The 17,202-nt window shown below is 36.8% G+C and carries 16 protein-coding genes; 1 reads left to right on the top strand and 15 read right to left on the bottom strand.

Translation table 11 applies throughout. The annotated features are described in order from the left end of the window. Nucleotides 1–126 precede the first annotated feature (126 nt). The 7 genes from AC3WOM_RS21030 to AC3WOM_RS21000 form a co-directional block, all read right to left on the bottom strand. On the bottom strand, nucleotides 127–894 hold the full coding sequence (locus tag AC3WOM_RS21030) for an SDR family NAD(P)-dependent oxidoreductase (RefSeq protein WP_427537870.1): 768 nt from the start codon (nucleotides 892–894) through the stop codon (nucleotides 127–129). Nucleotides 895–905: 11 nt separating this feature from the next. Beyond that, complete coding sequence (locus tag AC3WOM_RS21025; RefSeq protein ID WP_427537866.1) at nucleotides 906–1,733, bottom strand: mycofactocin-coupled SDR family oxidoreductase; 828 nt, start codon at nucleotides 1,731–1,733, stop codon at nucleotides 906–908. Nucleotides 1,734–1,748: 15 nt separating this feature from the next. Further along, on the bottom strand, nucleotides 1,749–3,080 hold the full coding sequence (locus AC3WOM_RS21020) for an ArgE/DapE family deacylase (RefSeq protein WP_492448198.1): 1,332 nt from the start codon (nucleotides 3,078–3,080) through the stop codon (nucleotides 1,749–1,751). Between the two features lie 15 nt (nucleotides 3,081–3,095). Further along, complete coding sequence (locus AC3WOM_RS21015; RefSeq protein ID WP_492448197.1) at nucleotides 3,096–4,619, bottom strand: sodium:solute symporter family protein; 1,524 nt, start codon at nucleotides 4,617–4,619, stop codon at nucleotides 3,096–3,098. Next, the gene (locus AC3WOM_RS21010) at nucleotides 4,619–4,894 is read right to left on the bottom strand and encodes a hypothetical protein (protein ID WP_492448196.1); all 276 of its coding nucleotides are present in this window, start codon (nucleotides 4,892–4,894) and stop codon (nucleotides 4,619–4,621) included. The genes AC3WOM_RS21015 and AC3WOM_RS21010 overlap by 1 nt, the downstream gene beginning before the upstream one ends. Before the next feature lie 270 nt (nucleotides 4,895–5,164). Continuing rightward, nucleotides 5,165–6,112 (bottom strand): stalk domain-containing protein, encoded by a 948-nt coding sequence (locus AC3WOM_RS21005; protein WP_492448195.1) that lies wholly within the window; start codon nucleotides 6,110–6,112, stop codon nucleotides 5,165–5,167. Between the two features lie 160 nt (nucleotides 6,113–6,272). Continuing rightward, nucleotides 6,273–8,045 carry a glycerophosphoryl diester phosphodiesterase membrane domain-containing protein gene (locus AC3WOM_RS21000; RefSeq protein ID WP_492448194.1) on the bottom strand — a complete coding sequence of 591 codons (1,773 nt, stop codon included), beginning with the start codon at nucleotides 8,043–8,045 and terminating at the stop codon, nucleotides 6,273–6,275. A 247-nt stretch (nucleotides 8,046–8,292) separates the two neighbouring features. Between AC3WOM_RS21000 and AC3WOM_RS20995 the strand changes: the two genes are divergently transcribed. Further along, entirely contained in the window at nucleotides 8,293–8,511 is a 219-nt protein-coding gene (locus AC3WOM_RS20995; RefSeq protein ID WP_427537848.1) for a hypothetical protein, read from the top strand. A 161-nt stretch (nucleotides 8,512–8,672) separates the two neighbouring features. Here AC3WOM_RS20995 and AC3WOM_RS20990 read toward each other — a convergent pair whose 3' ends face one another. The 8 genes from AC3WOM_RS20990 to AC3WOM_RS20955 form a co-directional block, all read right to left on the bottom strand. Continuing rightward, complete coding sequence (locus tag AC3WOM_RS20990; RefSeq protein ID WP_492448193.1) at nucleotides 8,673–10,247, bottom strand: amidohydrolase; 1,575 nt, start codon at nucleotides 10,245–10,247, stop codon at nucleotides 8,673–8,675. A gap of 13 nt (nucleotides 10,248–10,260) precedes the next feature. After that, nucleotides 10,261–10,818 carry a biotin transporter BioY gene (locus tag AC3WOM_RS20985; protein ID WP_427537842.1) on the bottom strand — a complete coding sequence of 186 codons (558 nt, stop codon included), beginning with the start codon at nucleotides 10,816–10,818 and terminating at the stop codon, nucleotides 10,261–10,263. 279 nt (nucleotides 10,819–11,097) lie between these two features. Next, nucleotides 11,098–11,832: an ABC transporter permease gene (locus AC3WOM_RS20980; RefSeq protein ID WP_492448192.1), complete on the bottom strand. Its 735-nt coding sequence runs from the start codon at nucleotides 11,830–11,832 to the stop codon at nucleotides 11,098–11,100. Then, on the bottom strand, nucleotides 11,829–12,749 hold the full coding sequence (locus AC3WOM_RS20975; protein ID WP_427537836.1) for an ABC transporter ATP-binding protein: 921 nt from the start codon (nucleotides 12,747–12,749) through the stop codon (nucleotides 11,829–11,831). The genes AC3WOM_RS20980 and AC3WOM_RS20975 overlap by 4 nt, the downstream gene beginning before the upstream one ends. A 37-nt stretch (nucleotides 12,750–12,786) precedes the next feature. Beyond that, nucleotides 12,787–13,470, bottom strand: coding sequence for a TIGR04104 family putative zinc finger protein (locus AC3WOM_RS20970; RefSeq protein ID WP_427537833.1), 684 nt, complete (start codon nucleotides 13,468–13,470; stop codon nucleotides 12,787–12,789). Next, nucleotides 13,457–13,972 (bottom strand): sigma-70 family RNA polymerase sigma factor, encoded by a 516-nt coding sequence (locus AC3WOM_RS20965; protein ID WP_492448191.1) that lies wholly within the window; start codon nucleotides 13,970–13,972, stop codon nucleotides 13,457–13,459. Before AC3WOM_RS20965 ends, AC3WOM_RS20970 begins: the two co-directional genes overlap by 14 nt. Nucleotides 13,973–14,114: 142 nt before the next feature. Next, complete coding sequence (locus AC3WOM_RS20960; protein WP_492448190.1) at nucleotides 14,115–14,873, bottom strand: ABC transporter ATP-binding protein; 759 nt, start codon at nucleotides 14,871–14,873, stop codon at nucleotides 14,115–14,117. A gap of 3 nt (nucleotides 14,874–14,876) precedes the next feature. Beyond that, nucleotides 14,877–17,198 (bottom strand): ABC transporter permease, encoded by a 2,322-nt coding sequence (locus tag AC3WOM_RS20955; protein WP_492448189.1) that lies wholly within the window; start codon nucleotides 17,196–17,198, stop codon nucleotides 14,877–14,879. Nucleotides 17,199–17,202 lie beyond the last annotated feature (4 nt).

Here is a 17,202-nt window from a genome sequence, read left to right as displayed (position 1 = left end):
CCTCGTTTTGAAAAAGGGCTATACTTTTTAATTTGTCACCTTGATGTCATTGACATAATAGTATTTCAACAACATGACAGTCTATTTTTATCGATTACATAAAAATAGACTGTTTTTTAGATGTGTTTAAGTTGCCGTATAGCCGCCATCCACTGGTATTAACGCACCTGTGATAAAGGATGCTTCATTGGAGGCTAAGAAAGAAATTGTATTGGCGATTTCTTCTGGTCTACCTAATCGTCCTAATAAATAGGCATTTTCGTAAGCCTGTCGAATGGATTGACCGCCACCATCTCCCTCGATGAGCTGCTCTGCCATATTCGTGTCTGTTAATCCTGGGCACACTGCGTTAACACGTATTCCATACTGCCCAAGCTCTACGGCAGTACTTCGTGTAATACCTACCACTGCATGCTTTGTCATAATATACAAATTATGATTTTTAGTACCGATCATACCTGAAATAGATGCCAGATTGATGATAGAACTACCCTCTTGCCCCTTCAAATACGGAATGGCATGTTTAGTGCTGAGCATCACACCTTTAATATTGATATTGGCAATTTTTTCAAAGGTGATCGCATCAAACGTTTCAGCTGTATTATTGACAAAAATACCTGCATTATTAACCACCGTTGTAATATAGCCATATTTTTTTATTGCTTCCTCATAAAGCTTGGCAATATGCCCTTCATCGGTGATATTACATACTACTGCATGAACATCAAAGCCATCTAGTTGTAATTGTATAGAAGCTTCCTGTAACTTTTCCACATTAAAATCTGAAATAACGACTTTCGCGCCCTCTTGGCCACATTTTCTTGCTGTAGCAAAGCCGATTCCCTGTGCAGCACCTGTAATCACTACAACTTTATCCTGTAATCTTCCTATCATGTGGTTCCCTCCTACATTGTCAAATAGCCAGCATCCACTGCAATATGTGATCCTGAAATATTGTTGGAATCATCTGACACTAAGAATAGTGCTGCATTAATAACATCCTTCGGTGCGATAAAATCTTGATGTGGGAAAACATGATGATTGCCAAATGCAGGTGTCGCTTCCTCTCTTGTAGCTCCTTTTTTGTTTGCCAAGCGATCATAGGTAGCTTGATTATTTGCCATTGTTGTATCAACAGCGGTAGGACAAATAGCGTTGACATGAATATTATAGGGTCCTACCTCCATTGCTAAAGTTTTGACTAATCCTAACACCCCGTGTTTTGCAGCCACATAATGCCCAACATTTTGACCGCCTCGAAGTCCATTCACTGATGATACACATAAAATTTTTCCTACTTGACGTTCAATCATATGAGGAAGTACATATTTACAGGTTAACCAAGTACCCTTTAAGCAAATATCAAGCATTTCATCCCATTGCTGTTCTGGCATCTCCCATAGCTTGTTATACGATAGAATGCCAGCATTGGTTACAAGAATATCGATTTTTCCAAAATGCTCAATCGTCTTTTGGACAGCTAATTCAAGCTCTTGTGCATTACGAACATCGGCTACTAAACCTAAGGCATCTACACCGTGCTTTTTTATTTCTTCCACGGTTTGCGCTAGTTCCGATTGCTTTGCCATTTCATAGGCAACAGTCGGAATATCCTTAGCAATATCGGTAATAACGATTGCTGCGCCTTCCTCTGCAAATCGTAGAGCATATTCCCTGCCCATCCCTCGAGCGCCACCTGTAATAAAGGCAGTCTTTCCATCTAATTTTCCCATTAACTACACCTCCGTTTATAATCCCTCAATACCGCACCAATCTATGGCTGTTAAGGCATATGTTTTAGCAGCCTTTATTAAATCCTCAACTAGTACGTACTCATTAGCAGCGTGGGCTACTAAAATACTTCCTGGACCATATATAATAGAAGGAATTCCCTTGGCATTTAAAAATGCTGCATCTGCCACAGCTACAAAGCCATGAATAGTCGCTTCTTCACCAGTTGCTTCTTGGTGTGCACGACTTGTAGCTTGCACAATTGGATGATCTACCGCTACATCAAATGCAGGCCAATGCAATAAAAATTCAACCTCTGGAGGATTATTTCGTAACCATAAATCATTCTGCACAGCTCTTTCTAAATGTCCTAAAATTTCTGCCTTCACTTCCTCAAAGGTTTCTTTAGGATGGTGCCATACTGCATATTGAATCGTACAATAATCCGAAACGACAAACGGTAAATCTACATCATAGGATTTACCATGAATGATACCGGGATGAATCGAGAAATGTCCTGGTTCAAATAGCTCATGTTTTTTTGTAAATCCCCATTCGTCTTCTAGTTGCTGTAGGGCTTGTACAATATACATCCCTTTTTCAACGGCATTGATGCCAACTTCACCATGTTTACCACCTGCACGAATAAACTCTCTACGTACAGATGCATGTGTTGTTTTCCCTTTGACTGTAATGTGCATTCGAATGACACCAGGACTAACTGGCACTACGGCTAAACTTTGTGGTGGCCCAGAGGGTTCTGATACAATGGCCGCATCAGCTGTATAGCCTCTTTCTACAGTAGCAGTAACTCCTAGTTCATGGTCCATCGTTTCTTCACCTACAACCGTTTCTAGCAATAAATCCCCTTTCAATTGCACACCTAATTTCTTCAAGGCTTTTGCTGCCATTATTTGAGCAGCAATCCCACCTTTCATATCACATGCGCCACGTCCATATAGTCTGCCATCTTCCACCCTACCTGAAAAGGGATCATTATATTTCCAGTCAGAGTTCGGACCTGGAGGCACTACATCGATATGTCCATTAAAAATAAGAGATTTACCACCATTACCTGAGCCTTTAATTCTTCCGACTAAATTCGGTCGTTGCTCCTCGACCTCCCACATATCTACTTCATCACAAATCCCTTCAAAGATTGGCTTTAAAAATAGCTGCACATTCTTTTCTCCACCAATTACTTCTGCCTTATTGACTCCATCATAATTTGGGTTTACACTTGGGATTTTTACCATATTACTTGCTAATTGAATGATTTCTTCACGCATCTCATCTATGGTAGCCAATACTTCTTGCTGGATATTTTCTGCTGATAATGTATTTTTCATATTATCCCTCCTGTTTTACTTATTTTCCAGACTGATATTCGCCGTTACTGGTTCTGTTTCTGTCGCATTTAGCGAAACTGCTTTTTTATTTTGCCTTGCTGTTTCTACATCTTTCCACAGATCCTCAACATGTGACTCTATTGGTCTCATATATCCAGCAACAATCATAATAATAGTTGCTACAATAAGACCATAGACACCAGCAGACCATCCTAAATCTGCAATAAATGCTGGCGCTGTTACTGTTAATGTCATGGAGACAATTGTGCCGACAATCATTCCTGCAATAGCCCCTTGCTTATTGGCACGCTTCCAATATAGACCTAGAATGACTACAGGGAAAATCATAATAATCCCTTGGTAGGATAGTAATGCTACATTAATTAATGCGCCTACATCTACCGTTGCTAATACTGCACAAATCGCTCCTATAATAAAAACGGAAATTCTTGCTATTTTCATTGCCGTTTTTTCAGAAATATCCTTTTTAATAACGGTCGCAATATCACGAGAAATCGATGTTGACATAGCTTGAATGATTCCACTTACTGTCGCAATACTTGTCGCCATAATAACTGTAGACATGAGAGCAAGTACGAATGGTCCAATTTGTCCAGCAGCCCACATATACGCTTCTTCAGGATTACTTCTTGCTGTATCATTCATATACAATACATTTCCTAGCAGTTGGAACGCTACGTAGAATATCCCCCCAATAATAGGCGCAATTAATGCCGATTGTTTAATGGATCGAATACTATCTGAGGCAAATAATTTATTATATACCCACGGCCACATGAATCCGCCTAATCCACTAGTTATAATAATGGATGTCCAAAACGGAGTAGGTAATTCCCAACCAGGTCCAGGGAATGTTAATGTTTCAGGATAATTAGCCACTAAGGAATCCATACCTGAAGATATACCTCCAGCAAATTTAAAAATCATATAGATCATTACACCTGTTCCAACGAAAAACATAAATGCACCTTGAAAAATATTCGCTGTAATTACTGATTTCATTCCACCTAATGAAACATAAGCAAGCACAACAATAATCCCAATAATCATACCAACAACTGGACTAATTAAGCCGTTCGTTGCATAGTTGAAAATAACGCCCTGAGTAATCCATTCCATTAATAGCCATGGTGCAGTAAACACAATTCCTGCAATGCCTACTACTAATCGCACCATGCTACTTTTATAGCGTAAATCCATTAACTCAGCCTGTGTACTAATATGATATTTTTTACCCCAAATATATGTTTTTTCAGCAACTAAATACATGGAAAGCATTGTTAAAGTTGCATATGTCAGTACGTAAAGACCAATAAATCCATAGCCTACTGAATAGCCTGCAAATGCAGTAAATGTTGCACCAACATACCAGGTTGAAAATACGGCTAATGATATTGCCATAACCCCAAAGCTTCCTCGTGCCGTTGCATATTCCTCGAATGATTTAACACCAAAATTTTTAGCATTGATCGCAAAAACGATGACAAAGAAGATGACAATAAAGGTAATAGATAGCATTAACGAGTCGCCTCTCTTTCTAGCAATTCGGCTTTCGTTAAAGGCTCAATATCAATATCCAAATCCCCATACTTGGAATCTACAAAATACCAAGTTATTAATAGTGCAAAAATTAAAACATTCATAGAAATTTGCCAAAAATAGGCGAAGGATAAACTGAAAATTCTCGGCTCAATTTTATTACTAAAGTCAAATAAGCCTGGAAAACTTGCTAGTAAAATTAACCCAATAAAGCAGGCAGAGAAGATGATATTTCTTGTTACAACTGACTTCAAATCAATCACCCCTTGTGTCGTTATATCATTATTAAAACATTCAATTGCTGCTTTAAAGCATTTATTTGTTAAACCGGTTATTGTACATCTTATTTTTAGGTCAGTAAAAAGTCAATAAATTATCAGATTATTATTATAATTTAGAATATAAACAAAAACGTGCTGCTTCTTTTGTTTATTGTCCAAAATAATTTTCAAACTATTGGAAATTTGTTTAAAAAGAAGAAAAAAAACCCTCCATAGCTAGCTGCTATGGAGGAAACATAGTTGTTATTTCATTAATTCATTTGCAAATTCAAGTGGAACATAAGTTTTTGTTGGCTCTAATAAAGCTGGTGCTGCTTCAAAATGACGAATTGCCTTATTATAACCATATTCTTTTTGACCACGTGTAATTGTATAAGATAGTGCGCCTTTTGAAACAATTGCACCTTTTCCTGTTGATTCTACAGTAAAGCCTAATTCTTCAGCAATTAAGCGTAATGGTACCATTTTTGTACCATCTACTTCATAAAAATCATTGTTAATGATTTCTTGTACAGCAGATTCAGATGGCTCCCCTTCTTCAGGATCAACCTCACCTGGCTTTTCAGTAATTGTATCTATGACAACCACTTTTGAAGGTGGTGTTTGAGCTGGAATGCTCATTGTTGCGATTGTATAAAACACTAGTAAATGTTGCTCTGCTAAATCAGCTGCCTTTACCTCTTTACCAGATAGGCTAAGTAAATTTGTCGCTTCACCTATATTAAGTTTTAACGTGTTATTTGTATTGACTAAATCTTTATTGAAAAAATCAAGCTCAACACTTCCCATTTCTTTTGTTTCCACGATGATTGCTTCTGGGTTATATTGAGGTGGATAAATCATAATCATCGGCTTGTTAGCATACGTATAAGCCGTTACTTTATCACCCTTCTGAAGCTTTACCTCTTTGCCCGTATTATCAAATACTAATGTATCATCATTGACAACAAAAACATTTATATTTTCGCCATCTTTCACCGTATAATATGTCGCTTTATCACGCGTTTCAACATTGTCTACAGTGCCAGCCACTTTTATAAAAATAGGCTGCACTTGTGGATTTTGTTCCTTATTATCAGCAGCATTTGTCACAACTGCCTCTCCTTCGTTTGCGAATGCAGATGGAACACCGATTGCGCTCCCGATTAATAAAGCTGTCATTGCAAATGGTACGACTTTCTTCATTTTCATAAAAAAGCATCTCCTTCATCATTTACGAATTCATAAAGTAGTCGTATTTAAATGAAAAAGGTTACAGCCTCCACATTTTATTTGATATTTCTCCTAAAAATCTATGATTCCCTCTCCATAAAATGAGCTAACCTTTATCTCATTTCAGGGAAGGATGCTTTTAAAATATAAATTGTATTCTATTAAGGATACGCTGTAAAAAGTATTGATGCGCACTTTGCTTGGTTCGGATATCTAAGGCGACATCTGGATGATCAGTAATCACACCGTTGACATTTTTCTCAATAAATTCATGCAATGAACGATCCTTATTTAACGTCCACACAAATAAATCAATTTTCTGTTGCTTCAAATCGGCAATAAGCTCAGCTGTTATCCAAGATTCTTCAAGAGCAATAAAGTCTACTGTTTCAACTATCGGTCCGATATTTAATGCATAGACTATACCCACACGTAAATTTGGTGCCAATTTTTTTAACTGAGTCATCATTTGTAGATCAGAGGATTGCACATAATATGAATCAAGCACCTTATAAGCACGAAGCTTTTCCACTAATTTGGGCAGAGCATCTTCCGTTTCCTTTCCATGTACCTTTAACTCAATTAACAATGAAACATTTAGTGCCTTTGCAATTTCAATAAAATCATCCAAAGAGGAAATTTTATCGCTAAAACCATTTGCATGAATCGTCAGCGTCTTTAATTCGCCAAGTGTCATATTAGCAATCACACCATTTTTACCTGCTAATCTTCTTAAAGTTCGATCATGAAAGACTACGAACTCTCCATCAACTGTTTGCTGAATATCAATCTCGATTAAGTCTGCTCCAGCACTAGCTGCACTTACAAGACCGCTAATTGTATTTTCCACATTGCCTGCTGTATACCCTCTATGAGCAATGATTTTTGTATCAGGTGCATAGACACTTTTCTCTAAGGAAATGGTGTTCATCACACTTAAAGCAATAAAAACAGCTACTACAATAAATGACAGTGGTTTTAAACGTCTTTTCTTAAATTTCGGTACAAACGTAAATTTGCTTAAAACCGATGTATTAAAGGTAATAGCCACCATTACTTGTGAATATGTTGCTTGCAGTAACGTGAATAATACGACAAAAGCCATTTCTAAAAATGCTAATGTCACCCCTGCTGTGATAAGGGCCATACTCGGTATAAAACGCTCTAAAATATACAATGGAAGAGTACCGATAATAGTAATTCCTATCAGGACAAGTAAATGACCAGTTAAAAGCATGGCTAATAAAACGAGGATTTCAAATAGGCCACGTTTTGAAAAACGCCAGCTCTGTATCAATGATCGAAAAATAGAAATTTTGGGTTGGATTGTAAAAATCGGTAATGTCAATATACTACGGATACCAATGATGACTAAAAAGCCTGCGACAGCGGCATAGATTAATCTGCCCTCACGAGTACTCATAATCTCTTCCATCAAAAAACGAGGAATAGTAATAGCTTGAGTTAACGTTAAAGGTAACATAAACGAAGTTAATGGTAATAACAGTACAAGATAAACAATAAAAAAAAGTATTTGCACACTAAAAAAAGAAAAAACCTTTCGATTCAATCGCTGCCAAATGTTTAAAAATCGGTATCGAATTCCTCTTTGCTGGTAAAAGGCCATTAAAAAAAGAAAGCCCATTTCATAATAAATAAAAAGCAAAAACACCATTATTACTAGACATAACATCAAAATGACAAATGGATGTGAAATAAAGCTTTGAATATTTTGCTCAGTAATATGCGTATAACCTGTTACTTGCAGCATTAGTTTAAAGACAATCGTTGTCACTGGTAAAAAAAATAAAAACTGACATACCCGAATAAGCGCGAAAACCTGTATATAATCAAAGCGATAATGATATATATTGTAGATAGCATGTCGCATTACTTGTCCAGCTCTATGCATTTAAATCACCCCAGTCCATACTACCGTATTCCCCCATTTTCGCTTATTACACTTGTTTCTATATGATATGCTCTATTTGCTAAATTACCTTAACAATAGAAATTTTTTGAATTTGTCCCATATCATATGCCAGAAAGATGCTTAAGATTTGTGTATTTTTGGTGATTGGATATATTTTCTTGAAACTTTTAGGTTGGTCATCCAGTAAATACTATAATGGAGAAGAATTTAAGGGGGTTAGATAATAATGACGCAGAAGAGTTTTAACCTTGGAGATATTATTAGTACGAGTGTAGTGCTTGTAATGTTCCTAGCTATATTTTTTGTCATGATTCATATGATAAAGAAAATGAAAGCAACTACTCCTTTGCCTCCACAGCAGACGCTACAGCAACAAGTGGATGCACTAACAAAGCGTGTACAAAACCTTGAACAGCAACTTGATAAGCTATCCCGCACAAAATAAGACACCCACTTCTTGAAGCAAGAAAAAGAAGTGGGACTTCATTTGCCCGAAAAAGCACGATTGGATTTAATGAAAATTAGTCAAATGAAAATCCAGAAAATCGATTTCTTGTGTAAGCAATAGCAGAATTGTTTCTGAAACATAAAAAAACGCTGTCAGGATTAACCCTCACAGCGATTTGCGTAAACGATACGTCCATCAACAACCGTATAAACCACTTTTACATGCGGTAATTTTTCAATGTCGATACTCAATAAATCCTCTTCGAAAATGGTGAAATCTGCCGTATAACCTTCCTTAATCTTACCACGAATATGATCCTGACCTATTATCTGTGCAGCTCCAACAGTGTAAAGTTGCACTGCCTCATAGCGTGATATCTTCTCAGAAGCATTATAGCCGTTATGCGTTTCGCCGAAATTCCGTCTTGTCACCGCTGCATAAATACCATGCAATGGATTTGGCACTTCAATCGGAGCATCACTGCCCCCTGCAACGACTATTCCACGATCTAAAAACGATTTTAATGGATGCAGCCCTTGCGCTCGCTGCTCACCAAGTCTTGCTAGCTCTGCCTGAAACTCTCCCTGTACAAATTGAGGCTGCATATCCACTGCAACAGGTAAGGATGCTAGTTTGGCTAAAATATCGTCATCCACTAAGCTACAATGAATAATACGATCTATATGCCCTTGTAGTGGCGGATAATCCTTGAATACCGCTAAAATGGTATCAATGGCTAAATCTCCAATCACATGAACTGCCACTGTTTGTCCATACTGACGTGCAAGTTGAACATATTCCTCTAACTGCTCAGTTGAATGAACAAGCATACCACTATTATTTGGTTCATCACAGTAAGGTTTACGAAGAGCAGCTGTACGCCCTCCAAAGGCACCATCAATAAAGATTTTCATGGCACCAAATTCCATATAAGGTGATGATGTTTCCTGCATTTTAGCAACTTCCTCAAATACTGTGTGATGCTGCAATAAATGCACCTTAAACGATTGTTGTGCTTCTACAGCCTTTCGGAACGCGTGAATGGGTTGTATCGGTGGTCCATAATAGCTTAAATCCTCTGAATGACCACCAACTAAACCGAATTTTTGTAATGATGCTACTGCCTTTTTTAGTGCATCCTCAATATAGAGTGGTGTGATATGAGGCATATTGTTGACAATCATATATAAAGCTGCGTCCTTTAATACACCTGTTAGCTGTCCTTCTACTTTCTCTATGATGCCTCCCGTGGGTGAAGGAGTATCGTTGGTAATACCTGCAAAAGCGAGTGCCTTAGAATTGGCTAGAATTAAATGATGACAGCTACGCTTTATAATAAGATGTGCTTCACCTAGTGCGTCTAGTTCCATCAATGTTGGAAAAATAGGTACATCAAATTGTGTTTCATTCAATCCGATAGCAATAACCCATTCATCCCTTAAAGCGCTTACCATCCTCTCACCAATAATAGTTAGCAGCTCTTCCTTATTTGTGACGTTCGATACATCGATATGCTTTAATTTCTCCCCATACCCAATTATATGTAAATGACTGTCCACAAAGCCTGGATACATGACACTTCCTTGTAAATTCTGAATAGAAGTAGCATATGGCGACAGACTATCAACTGAGCCTGTCGCCACTATTTTTCCATCCTTGACTAGGACAGCTTCAACTGTTTCGCCAACTTTCGCCATCGTGTAAATTTTCCCGCCTGTCCATAACGTTGCCAAAACAATTCGCCTCCTATGCAGTTGCTTCAATTAAACGAGCAGATTCTAAACGGCGGCGAACAATGACGCCAACCCATGCAGCAAGTACAGCTTTTGCTAAACCAAGAATAATAAATGGCACTGCACCTGACATAAATGCTCCCATCCAAGAAAGATTCATCGCGAATTTTAACCATACTGTACCAAATGCTAAAGTAATAACCATCCCTATTACATTTGAAACAATCGCATGTGGAATTGTAAGACCAAATTTCTTTAAATAAAGCCCCATAATGATAGCTGTTGGTAAAAAGCCGACAATATAACCACCAGTAGGACCAAAGAGAATACTAGGACCGCCAGAAAAATTACTATAAACTGGTAAGCCAGTCGCTCCAATTAAAATATATAATAGCACTGATAATGTGCCCAGTCTTGTCCCTAGGATTGTTACAACTAAGCCAATTGCAAGTGTTTGCCCTGTAATGGGTACAGGTGATAACGGAATTGGAATACTGATTTGTGCCAAAACTGAAATAATAGCAGCTCCAAATGCTGTTAATACGTATTGATATGTACTACTCTTTTTCAAACTAAATTGCCTCCCCTTGTACGTTAACTACAACTTAAAATAAGTTAACACAAAGATTATAGCAAATGAAAACCGTTGTCAATCAGTTTTGAAAAATTGCTATAAAAAATGAGATTACTATGATGAACTAGCAATTTCTTTACAATAAATTTATAAATACCCGCCTAAATATAGTAATATCATCAAGAGAATAACCCCTTGTACCCATCCTATAATCATCCATATTTTCTTTTTACTGATTTTTTTAGAATTCATACGCTCACACCTTTAATTATGATTTTAAGTCCATCTAAAAAAACGTATTGATAGAACAATAAATACGAAGGCCATTCCTATTAGAATTATTATATTTAACCATATAGAATTGACTGATTGACCTGTCCAAGTAAATGTTAAAATGTCATTTACATAGTGTAATGGTAAAGCTTTTGCCACAATTTTTAGAGGTAGAGGCAAAATTTGATAAGGTACTACTCCACCTGATAAAAAAGTTTGTATGTTTAATGCTAAAACACTTATGCCAGCCGCTCCTTGCATTGTGGAGCTAATGCCTGTTACTAAAATTCCAAACGAGAATAACGTTACCATGCTTAATACTAAGGAAAAAATTACTGCTAGTAGATAAATAGGGGGTTGTATATTGTAAATAAAATAACCACTAATATAAGTGATAATAATACTAAAAAGGGAAATAATTACTCCTAATGAACAAAAAGATAGTATGATTCGAATAGAACGTAATGGCGTAATTTGATAAGTCTTCAGTAACTGGGATTCTTTATAACTAACAATTCGAGTACCTAATGTAAATAAAGCTGTGCTTAACAGACAAAGAGCTATCATATTTGGAATTAATAAAGTTTTATAGTCAATTTCCCCCACAGAAGAATTACCAAATAAAAATCCTAAAAAATAAATCATGACAAATGGGAAAATAAAAGTCCAAATCAACGATTGTAAATCTCTTAAAAATAACTTCAATTCAATTAAAGTTAGCATGTGAATTGCCTTCATAACATCACCTCCCCTTTCAGCTGAGGTAATTTGACAAACAAGTCGTCTAATGAACCTGTACTAAATCGAAAATCTTCTACAATCCAGCCTTGAGTACTTATTAATTTGAAAAGCCCAAATGTTGTCCATTCTAAATTATCTGTAAAAATTTGAAGTAGATTATTTTTCGATTCTACTCTCAAGACACCAACTATCTTCTGAACCAATGCTATATCTATTTGTTTACATGCTATCAATATAGATTTATCTTTGTTCAGGCTTTGAATAAGTTTTTGAGGCGTATCTAAACCAACTATGACGCCATGATTCATTAATGCTATCCGATCACAAAGCTGCTCCGCCTCTTCCATATAATGTGTTGTCAATACTATGGTTGTTCCAGCATCTCTAAGCGAAACAATCATTTTCCATAGTTCTCTTCTGGACTTTGGATCTAACCCTGTACTTGGCTCATCTAGAAAAACTATTGATGGCGAATGTAAAGTTGCTAAAGTTAAAAGTAATTTTTGTTTCCATCCTCCAGATAGATTTTTAAAATACGTATGACGAAACGGTTCTAATTTTAATTTTCTCAATGCCTTTGTTGTATCAATCTGATGAGGATAAAAAGAGGCAAACAGTTCTACAGCCTCCCCTACTTTAATTTTTGGTTGCAAATTTGTATGTTGAAACATTACACCAATATTTTCCTTCATTTTTTTTGCATCTTTCCAAGGATCATAGCCGAGTACTGTTACTTTGCCAGACGAACATTCTTGCAAACCTTCTACAATTTCAATTGTTGTTGTTTTTCCAGCCCCATTTGGTCCAATTATGCCAAAAATCTCTCCTTTTTGAATGCTAAATGTTAAATCCCGAATGACTTCAAAGGAGCCAAAAGATTTTTTTACATTTTCTATCTGTATAACTGTCTCCATATCAATTCCCCTTCCATAAATTCTTTTAAAAACTTTTTTACCAAAGTGGTTTTTGAGGTTCCTTCATCGGATCGTTTTCCTGTAGAGCAAATATATATGGGATGAGTATAAAGTAAAATAAAGGGATACTTAGTACATAAAAAGTTATTCCAATTAAAATATTTTGAAAATTAAAACTCGCAATAAATAAAATCTGAAATAATGGTAACTGTACTAACCCATTTAATTGCATCGATTTGTTTGTACGATATTGTTTTTTGCCACAATGTTTACATACAATCGGTTTCGCATTATTTTTCCAAAAGAGTGTGTGAGCCTGCTTTTTAGTCCACGATTCTCCACACTGAATACAAACTGGTAAACCGTATTTTTTCTTTTTTAAATACTTTTTTATAAAACATGCGGAAATTAGATAAATGGAAAATATCAAGATACCCTTTACAAAGTCATTTTCTAACAAACTTAAAATACTCCATGTACTCGATTCCTGCTCCATATTTGCCGCTTGTTGACCTCCAATTTGTTGATCTTTTTTGTTTAATAATAAAAACACAAAGGAAATCACAAAAATTGTAAACGTTGTCAGCACAACACGATATTGCCAAGGACTGCTTCTTCGTATACTTTTATGTCGTGCTTTTTGGGCGATTGCCTGTTTTTTCTCAGCTGTAAGCTTTACCTCTCGAAGTTCTTTTAGTACCTCTTCTTTAAATTGATTCATGGCGTAACACCTCCCAATCATAATCTCCTATTGTTGCTGCCAGCTGTCTTCTAGCACGTTGCAAGCGTGTTCGGATTGTTGCCTCTGGACAACATACAAGTTGTGCGATTTCCACAGTTGTCATATCTTCAAAATAATAAAGAATAAGAACTTCTCTGTAGGCAACTGATAAGGTAAACAACGCTTCCACCAGCTCTCGCTTAATCGACTTCGCAAGAAATTCTTTTTCAGGTGTGACAGCTGTTGTACGTCCCGTTATTTTTTCTAGCAGTGTTAATCGTTTACTTTTCCAGCTTCGTAAATAATCGTGGCTCCGATTAACCGTCATTTTCACTAAATATGTACGTAAGGATGATTCCTGACGAAACTGCTCCTGCTTTTGATAAAAGGCAATCAACACATCCTGCACAATGTCCTCAGCTGTTGCTGTATTTTTCACATATAGATAAGCAACCTTTAGTAAATAGTCACCATGCATCTCGATAATCTTTTCTATATTCATTGTTGCCCTCACCTTCTTTCTAAACTACTGACGGATGTCGATACATTTCCGATTCATATTTTTAAAATTTCTTTTTTTCGCCATAAAAATAACCCGTAATGATTAATTACGGGTCACTTACATTTAGGGCAGAATAAAATAATTAGATTCCTATTTCTCGCATTTTTGCTGTCACTTTATTCATTCTATCATCCATATCAGTGTTAGTGAATTTTTCGAGATGCATCTCACTTACAATTGTTCCGTCGCGCATAAACAGGATTCGCTCCGTTCTAGCAGCAACCTTTGGGTCATGAGTCACAAGCATAATAGCAGTACCCTCTGCGTTTATTTCAGAAATAATACTCATAATCTCCTGTGCAGATTTAGAGTTAAGAGCCCCTGTTGGTTCATCACCGAATATAATGGCAGGATTACTCATTAGCGCACGGCATATACCTGTGCGTTGAAGCTGCCCTCCCGAAACCTGAGTAATATCCCGTTTTTCCAACTCTGCAATCCCAACTTTTGTCATCAAGGCCCTAGCTCTTTTGGCAATTTCCACAACGTTTTTTCGATTATCTCGCATAGAGGGTAAAATAATATTATCTAAAATATTTAAATTTTTGAGCAAAGTTGGCTGCTGAAAAATAAAACCCATTTTGGTTCTACGTAAGTCGGCAAGCTCCTTTTCATTGAACCCTGATAAATCACTGCCATTAAAAGTAACCTTCCCGCTATCAATATGATCCATACCGCTTAATGCATACAACAATGTTGATTTCCCTGACCCTGATGGTCCCATAATTGAAACGAATTCACCCTCATTTATGTCAACAGACACATCCTTAAGAACAGGATGTCTTTCATTATCTACTCTAAATGATTTCACAATCTTTTCACCAATAATAATCTTCTGCATAATCTACTCCTTTATATTATCAGTTATTTTTATCTGACCTGCGCTGGCTGTACTGAAAACTGTTGCTACTAGTACGGTACACCCCATCACCAATGGACATAATAGATAGGCAGAAAGTGGATTAACAACGAATGTAAACGACGAAGCTCCAAATGAGGCAATCACTGCACTAGCTAGCAGCTCGCCAAGCGTATTGGCTAAAAGCGTTCCTAGAACAATACCTACAATGAGTACAAATAACGAACGTGCTGCATATTGGATGGTTATATCCGTATTTGTAAAGCCCAAAGACTTCATAATAGCAATCGAATATCTATCCTTTGCGATAAGCATTTTCATAAATAACAATGTCACCAGGATTGATAATATTAGGGCTAAAATGACTGATATAGAGGACGCTTTCCCAATAGAGCTAATTGTTGAACCAAATGTCTGTGTAATATAATCGTCTATGCCCGAAATCTTTGCAATTTGAAAGCTATCTGTATACTCAGAAATTTTCGCTTCTGTCAATGTTTTATCGTTAAGCTCTACATAAATAACACTCCACATTGTATCCGCCTGTGAGTCAGTGAAAGCAGCCTTTGCCGTTTTACCACCGTTCGTAATATCGGAATAGGTTCCAGATACGATGAGATTTCTCTCCTTCCCTTCGACTAACAGTGTCATGTGATCTCCGACCTTTTTCCCTAATTCCTCAGCGTTCATGACTGACAGCGCAATTTCATCTTGTGAAACAGGTGCTTTCCCTTCTGCATACCTAAGCGGAAAAATCGAGTGGTCACCAAGTTCAATTTTTATGCTTTCCTCAGAGCCGTTAATTGTCTTCACATTGAATGTTTTGGTCGTAAGTACAGCATATTTAGAAATCGTGCTATCCCCGTCCAATGTTGTTACAGCTTCCGTAGCTCTTTTCTGAATATTGTCTGTCTGCTGGATATCTATACGCAAATCACTGCTGCCTATTCCCATATAAGTGATGAAGCTTTTAGAGGAAATCGTGTTGTATAGATTTTGTGGAACGATGATGATAAATGTTGACATTACAAGTACCACAAGCATGGTCGTATAAAGACTTTTTCTAGAAAGAACATCCTTTATCCCTAAAAATAGATTAGTATTTAATAGTCTATTTTTACTCAGATAAAAGCCCTTTGCGCCAGAGGATTTTCCGTGTGAAAAACCAAACCGAAGAGCCTCCACCGCAGAGATTTTTCGAAAACCTCTTAGTACATTACTCACATAAGCGATCATTACAAAAAACACTAGAAATACACCGATTATTCCAACAAATAAAGCCAAAAATCTATTTTCACTCACTCCCATATAGAGCCTTATGTTTTCAAGGAGAATACCCTTAAATACAAAGGACAGGGCATAGCCAAGTGAACAGCCTATTGCTGCAATCACTGCGTATTTTGCGAGATAAATCTTTTTAATATCTGTAACACGTAGCCCTATGGCTTTCATAACGCCTATTTCTCGATAATCATCCTCAATTTTTGCAAGCAGTGTAAATCGTATACACATAAATGCGATTGTTACGACAAGAACGCTTATAAGAAGAATAACTGCTATCATTAGACCATCGGATATGGCATTTAACATTTTGAACAGTGGATATGTAATTGTCGGACCATTTGCTTCAAGTCCTGCGGAAGTGTAAGCAGTTTCGAATGTGCCTATCTCAGACATATCCCTTAATCTAAACTCAATTAAATATTCTGTACTTCCGAAACTCTTTATTGTTGCATAATCATGCTCACTCACCAAAAATCTTTTTGATGAAGCGAGTAACGAATTCATCTGTGAATCACGAAGAAATCCTGCAACAATGAATTTCTTTTTATTATTTACAACAATCGTATCCCCAATGTTTGCGGTGCCATCCTTCATATAGCCTACAGGCACATACACCTCTCCATCGGCAACCTCTATCACCTGTCCATCAAGATCAAGGAGATAATCAAATTTTTCACTCTGCATCGTGAAGCCATTGTCCTGAACATTGCCTGCAAGCGATGTCCCGTCAATAACGATATGTGCTCCATCCACATTAAGAAATTCAAGCACCTGAAATTCTTCGACATTGCTATTATTGTTGGCGAAGTTTTTCAATCTATCACGATCAATTTCGCCTGAATGCATTTGCAGGAAATGTGGTGTTTTCGATTGCTTCATAAGCGTATCTATCGCACCTGTAAGATTCACCATTAATATGGCTGAAAGGGAAACAAGTAATGACGCAGCAGCCACAAATATTATCGTGGTCAATGTTATTAATTTGCTTTTTGCCATATCATTACGGATTATTCTGTAATACATATGT

This window comes from Lysinibacillus sp. FW301-JW8 (assembly GCF_058788755.1).
Note: the sequence above shows the minus strand (reverse complement) of the source record. Positions and strands in the feature narration are given on the sequence as shown.

Coding starts and splice junctions, on each gene's coding strand:
- AC3WOM_RS21030 (WP_427537870.1), bottom strand. CDS start 894: ATGATAGGAAGATTACAGGATAAAGTTGTAGTGATTACAGGTGCTGCA.
- AC3WOM_RS21025 (WP_427537866.1), bottom strand. CDS start 1,733: ATGGGAAAATTAGATGGAAAGACTGCCTTTATTACAGGTGGCGCTCGA.
- AC3WOM_RS21020 (WP_492448198.1), bottom strand. CDS start 3,080: ATGAAAAATACATTATCAGCAGAAAATATCCAGCAAGAAGTATTGGCT.
- AC3WOM_RS21015 (WP_492448197.1), bottom strand. CDS start 4,619: ATGCTATCTATTACCTTTATTGTCATCTTCTTTGTCATCGTTTTTGCG.
- AC3WOM_RS21005 (WP_492448195.1), bottom strand. CDS start 6,112: ATGAAAATGAAGAAAGTCGTACCATTTGCAATGACAGCTTTATTAATC.
- AC3WOM_RS21000 (WP_492448194.1), bottom strand. CDS start 8,045: ATGCATAGAGCTGGACAAGTAATGCGACATGCTATCTACAATATATAT.
- AC3WOM_RS20995 (WP_427537848.1), top strand. CDS start 8,293: ATGACGCAGAAGAGTTTTAACCTTGGAGATATTATTAGTACGAGTGTA.
- AC3WOM_RS20980 (WP_492448192.1), bottom strand. CDS start 11,832: ATGAAGGCAATTCACATGCTAACTTTAATTGAATTGAAGTTATTTTTA.
- AC3WOM_RS20975 (WP_427537836.1), bottom strand. CDS start 12,749: ATGGAGACAGTTATACAGATAGAAAATGTAAAAAAATCTTTTGGCTCC.
- AC3WOM_RS20970 (WP_427537833.1), bottom strand. CDS start 13,470: ATGAATCAATTTAAAGAAGAGGTACTAAAAGAACTTCGAGAGGTAAAG.
- AC3WOM_RS20965 (WP_492448191.1), bottom strand. CDS start 13,972: ATGAATATAGAAAAGATTATCGAGATGCATGGTGACTATTTACTAAAG.
- AC3WOM_RS20960 (WP_492448190.1), bottom strand. CDS start 14,873: ATGCAGAAGATTATTATTGGTGAAAAGATTGTGAAATCATTTAGAGTA.
- AC3WOM_RS20955 (WP_492448189.1), bottom strand. CDS start 17,198: ATGTATTACAGAATAATCCGTAATGATATGGCAAAAAGCAAATTAATA.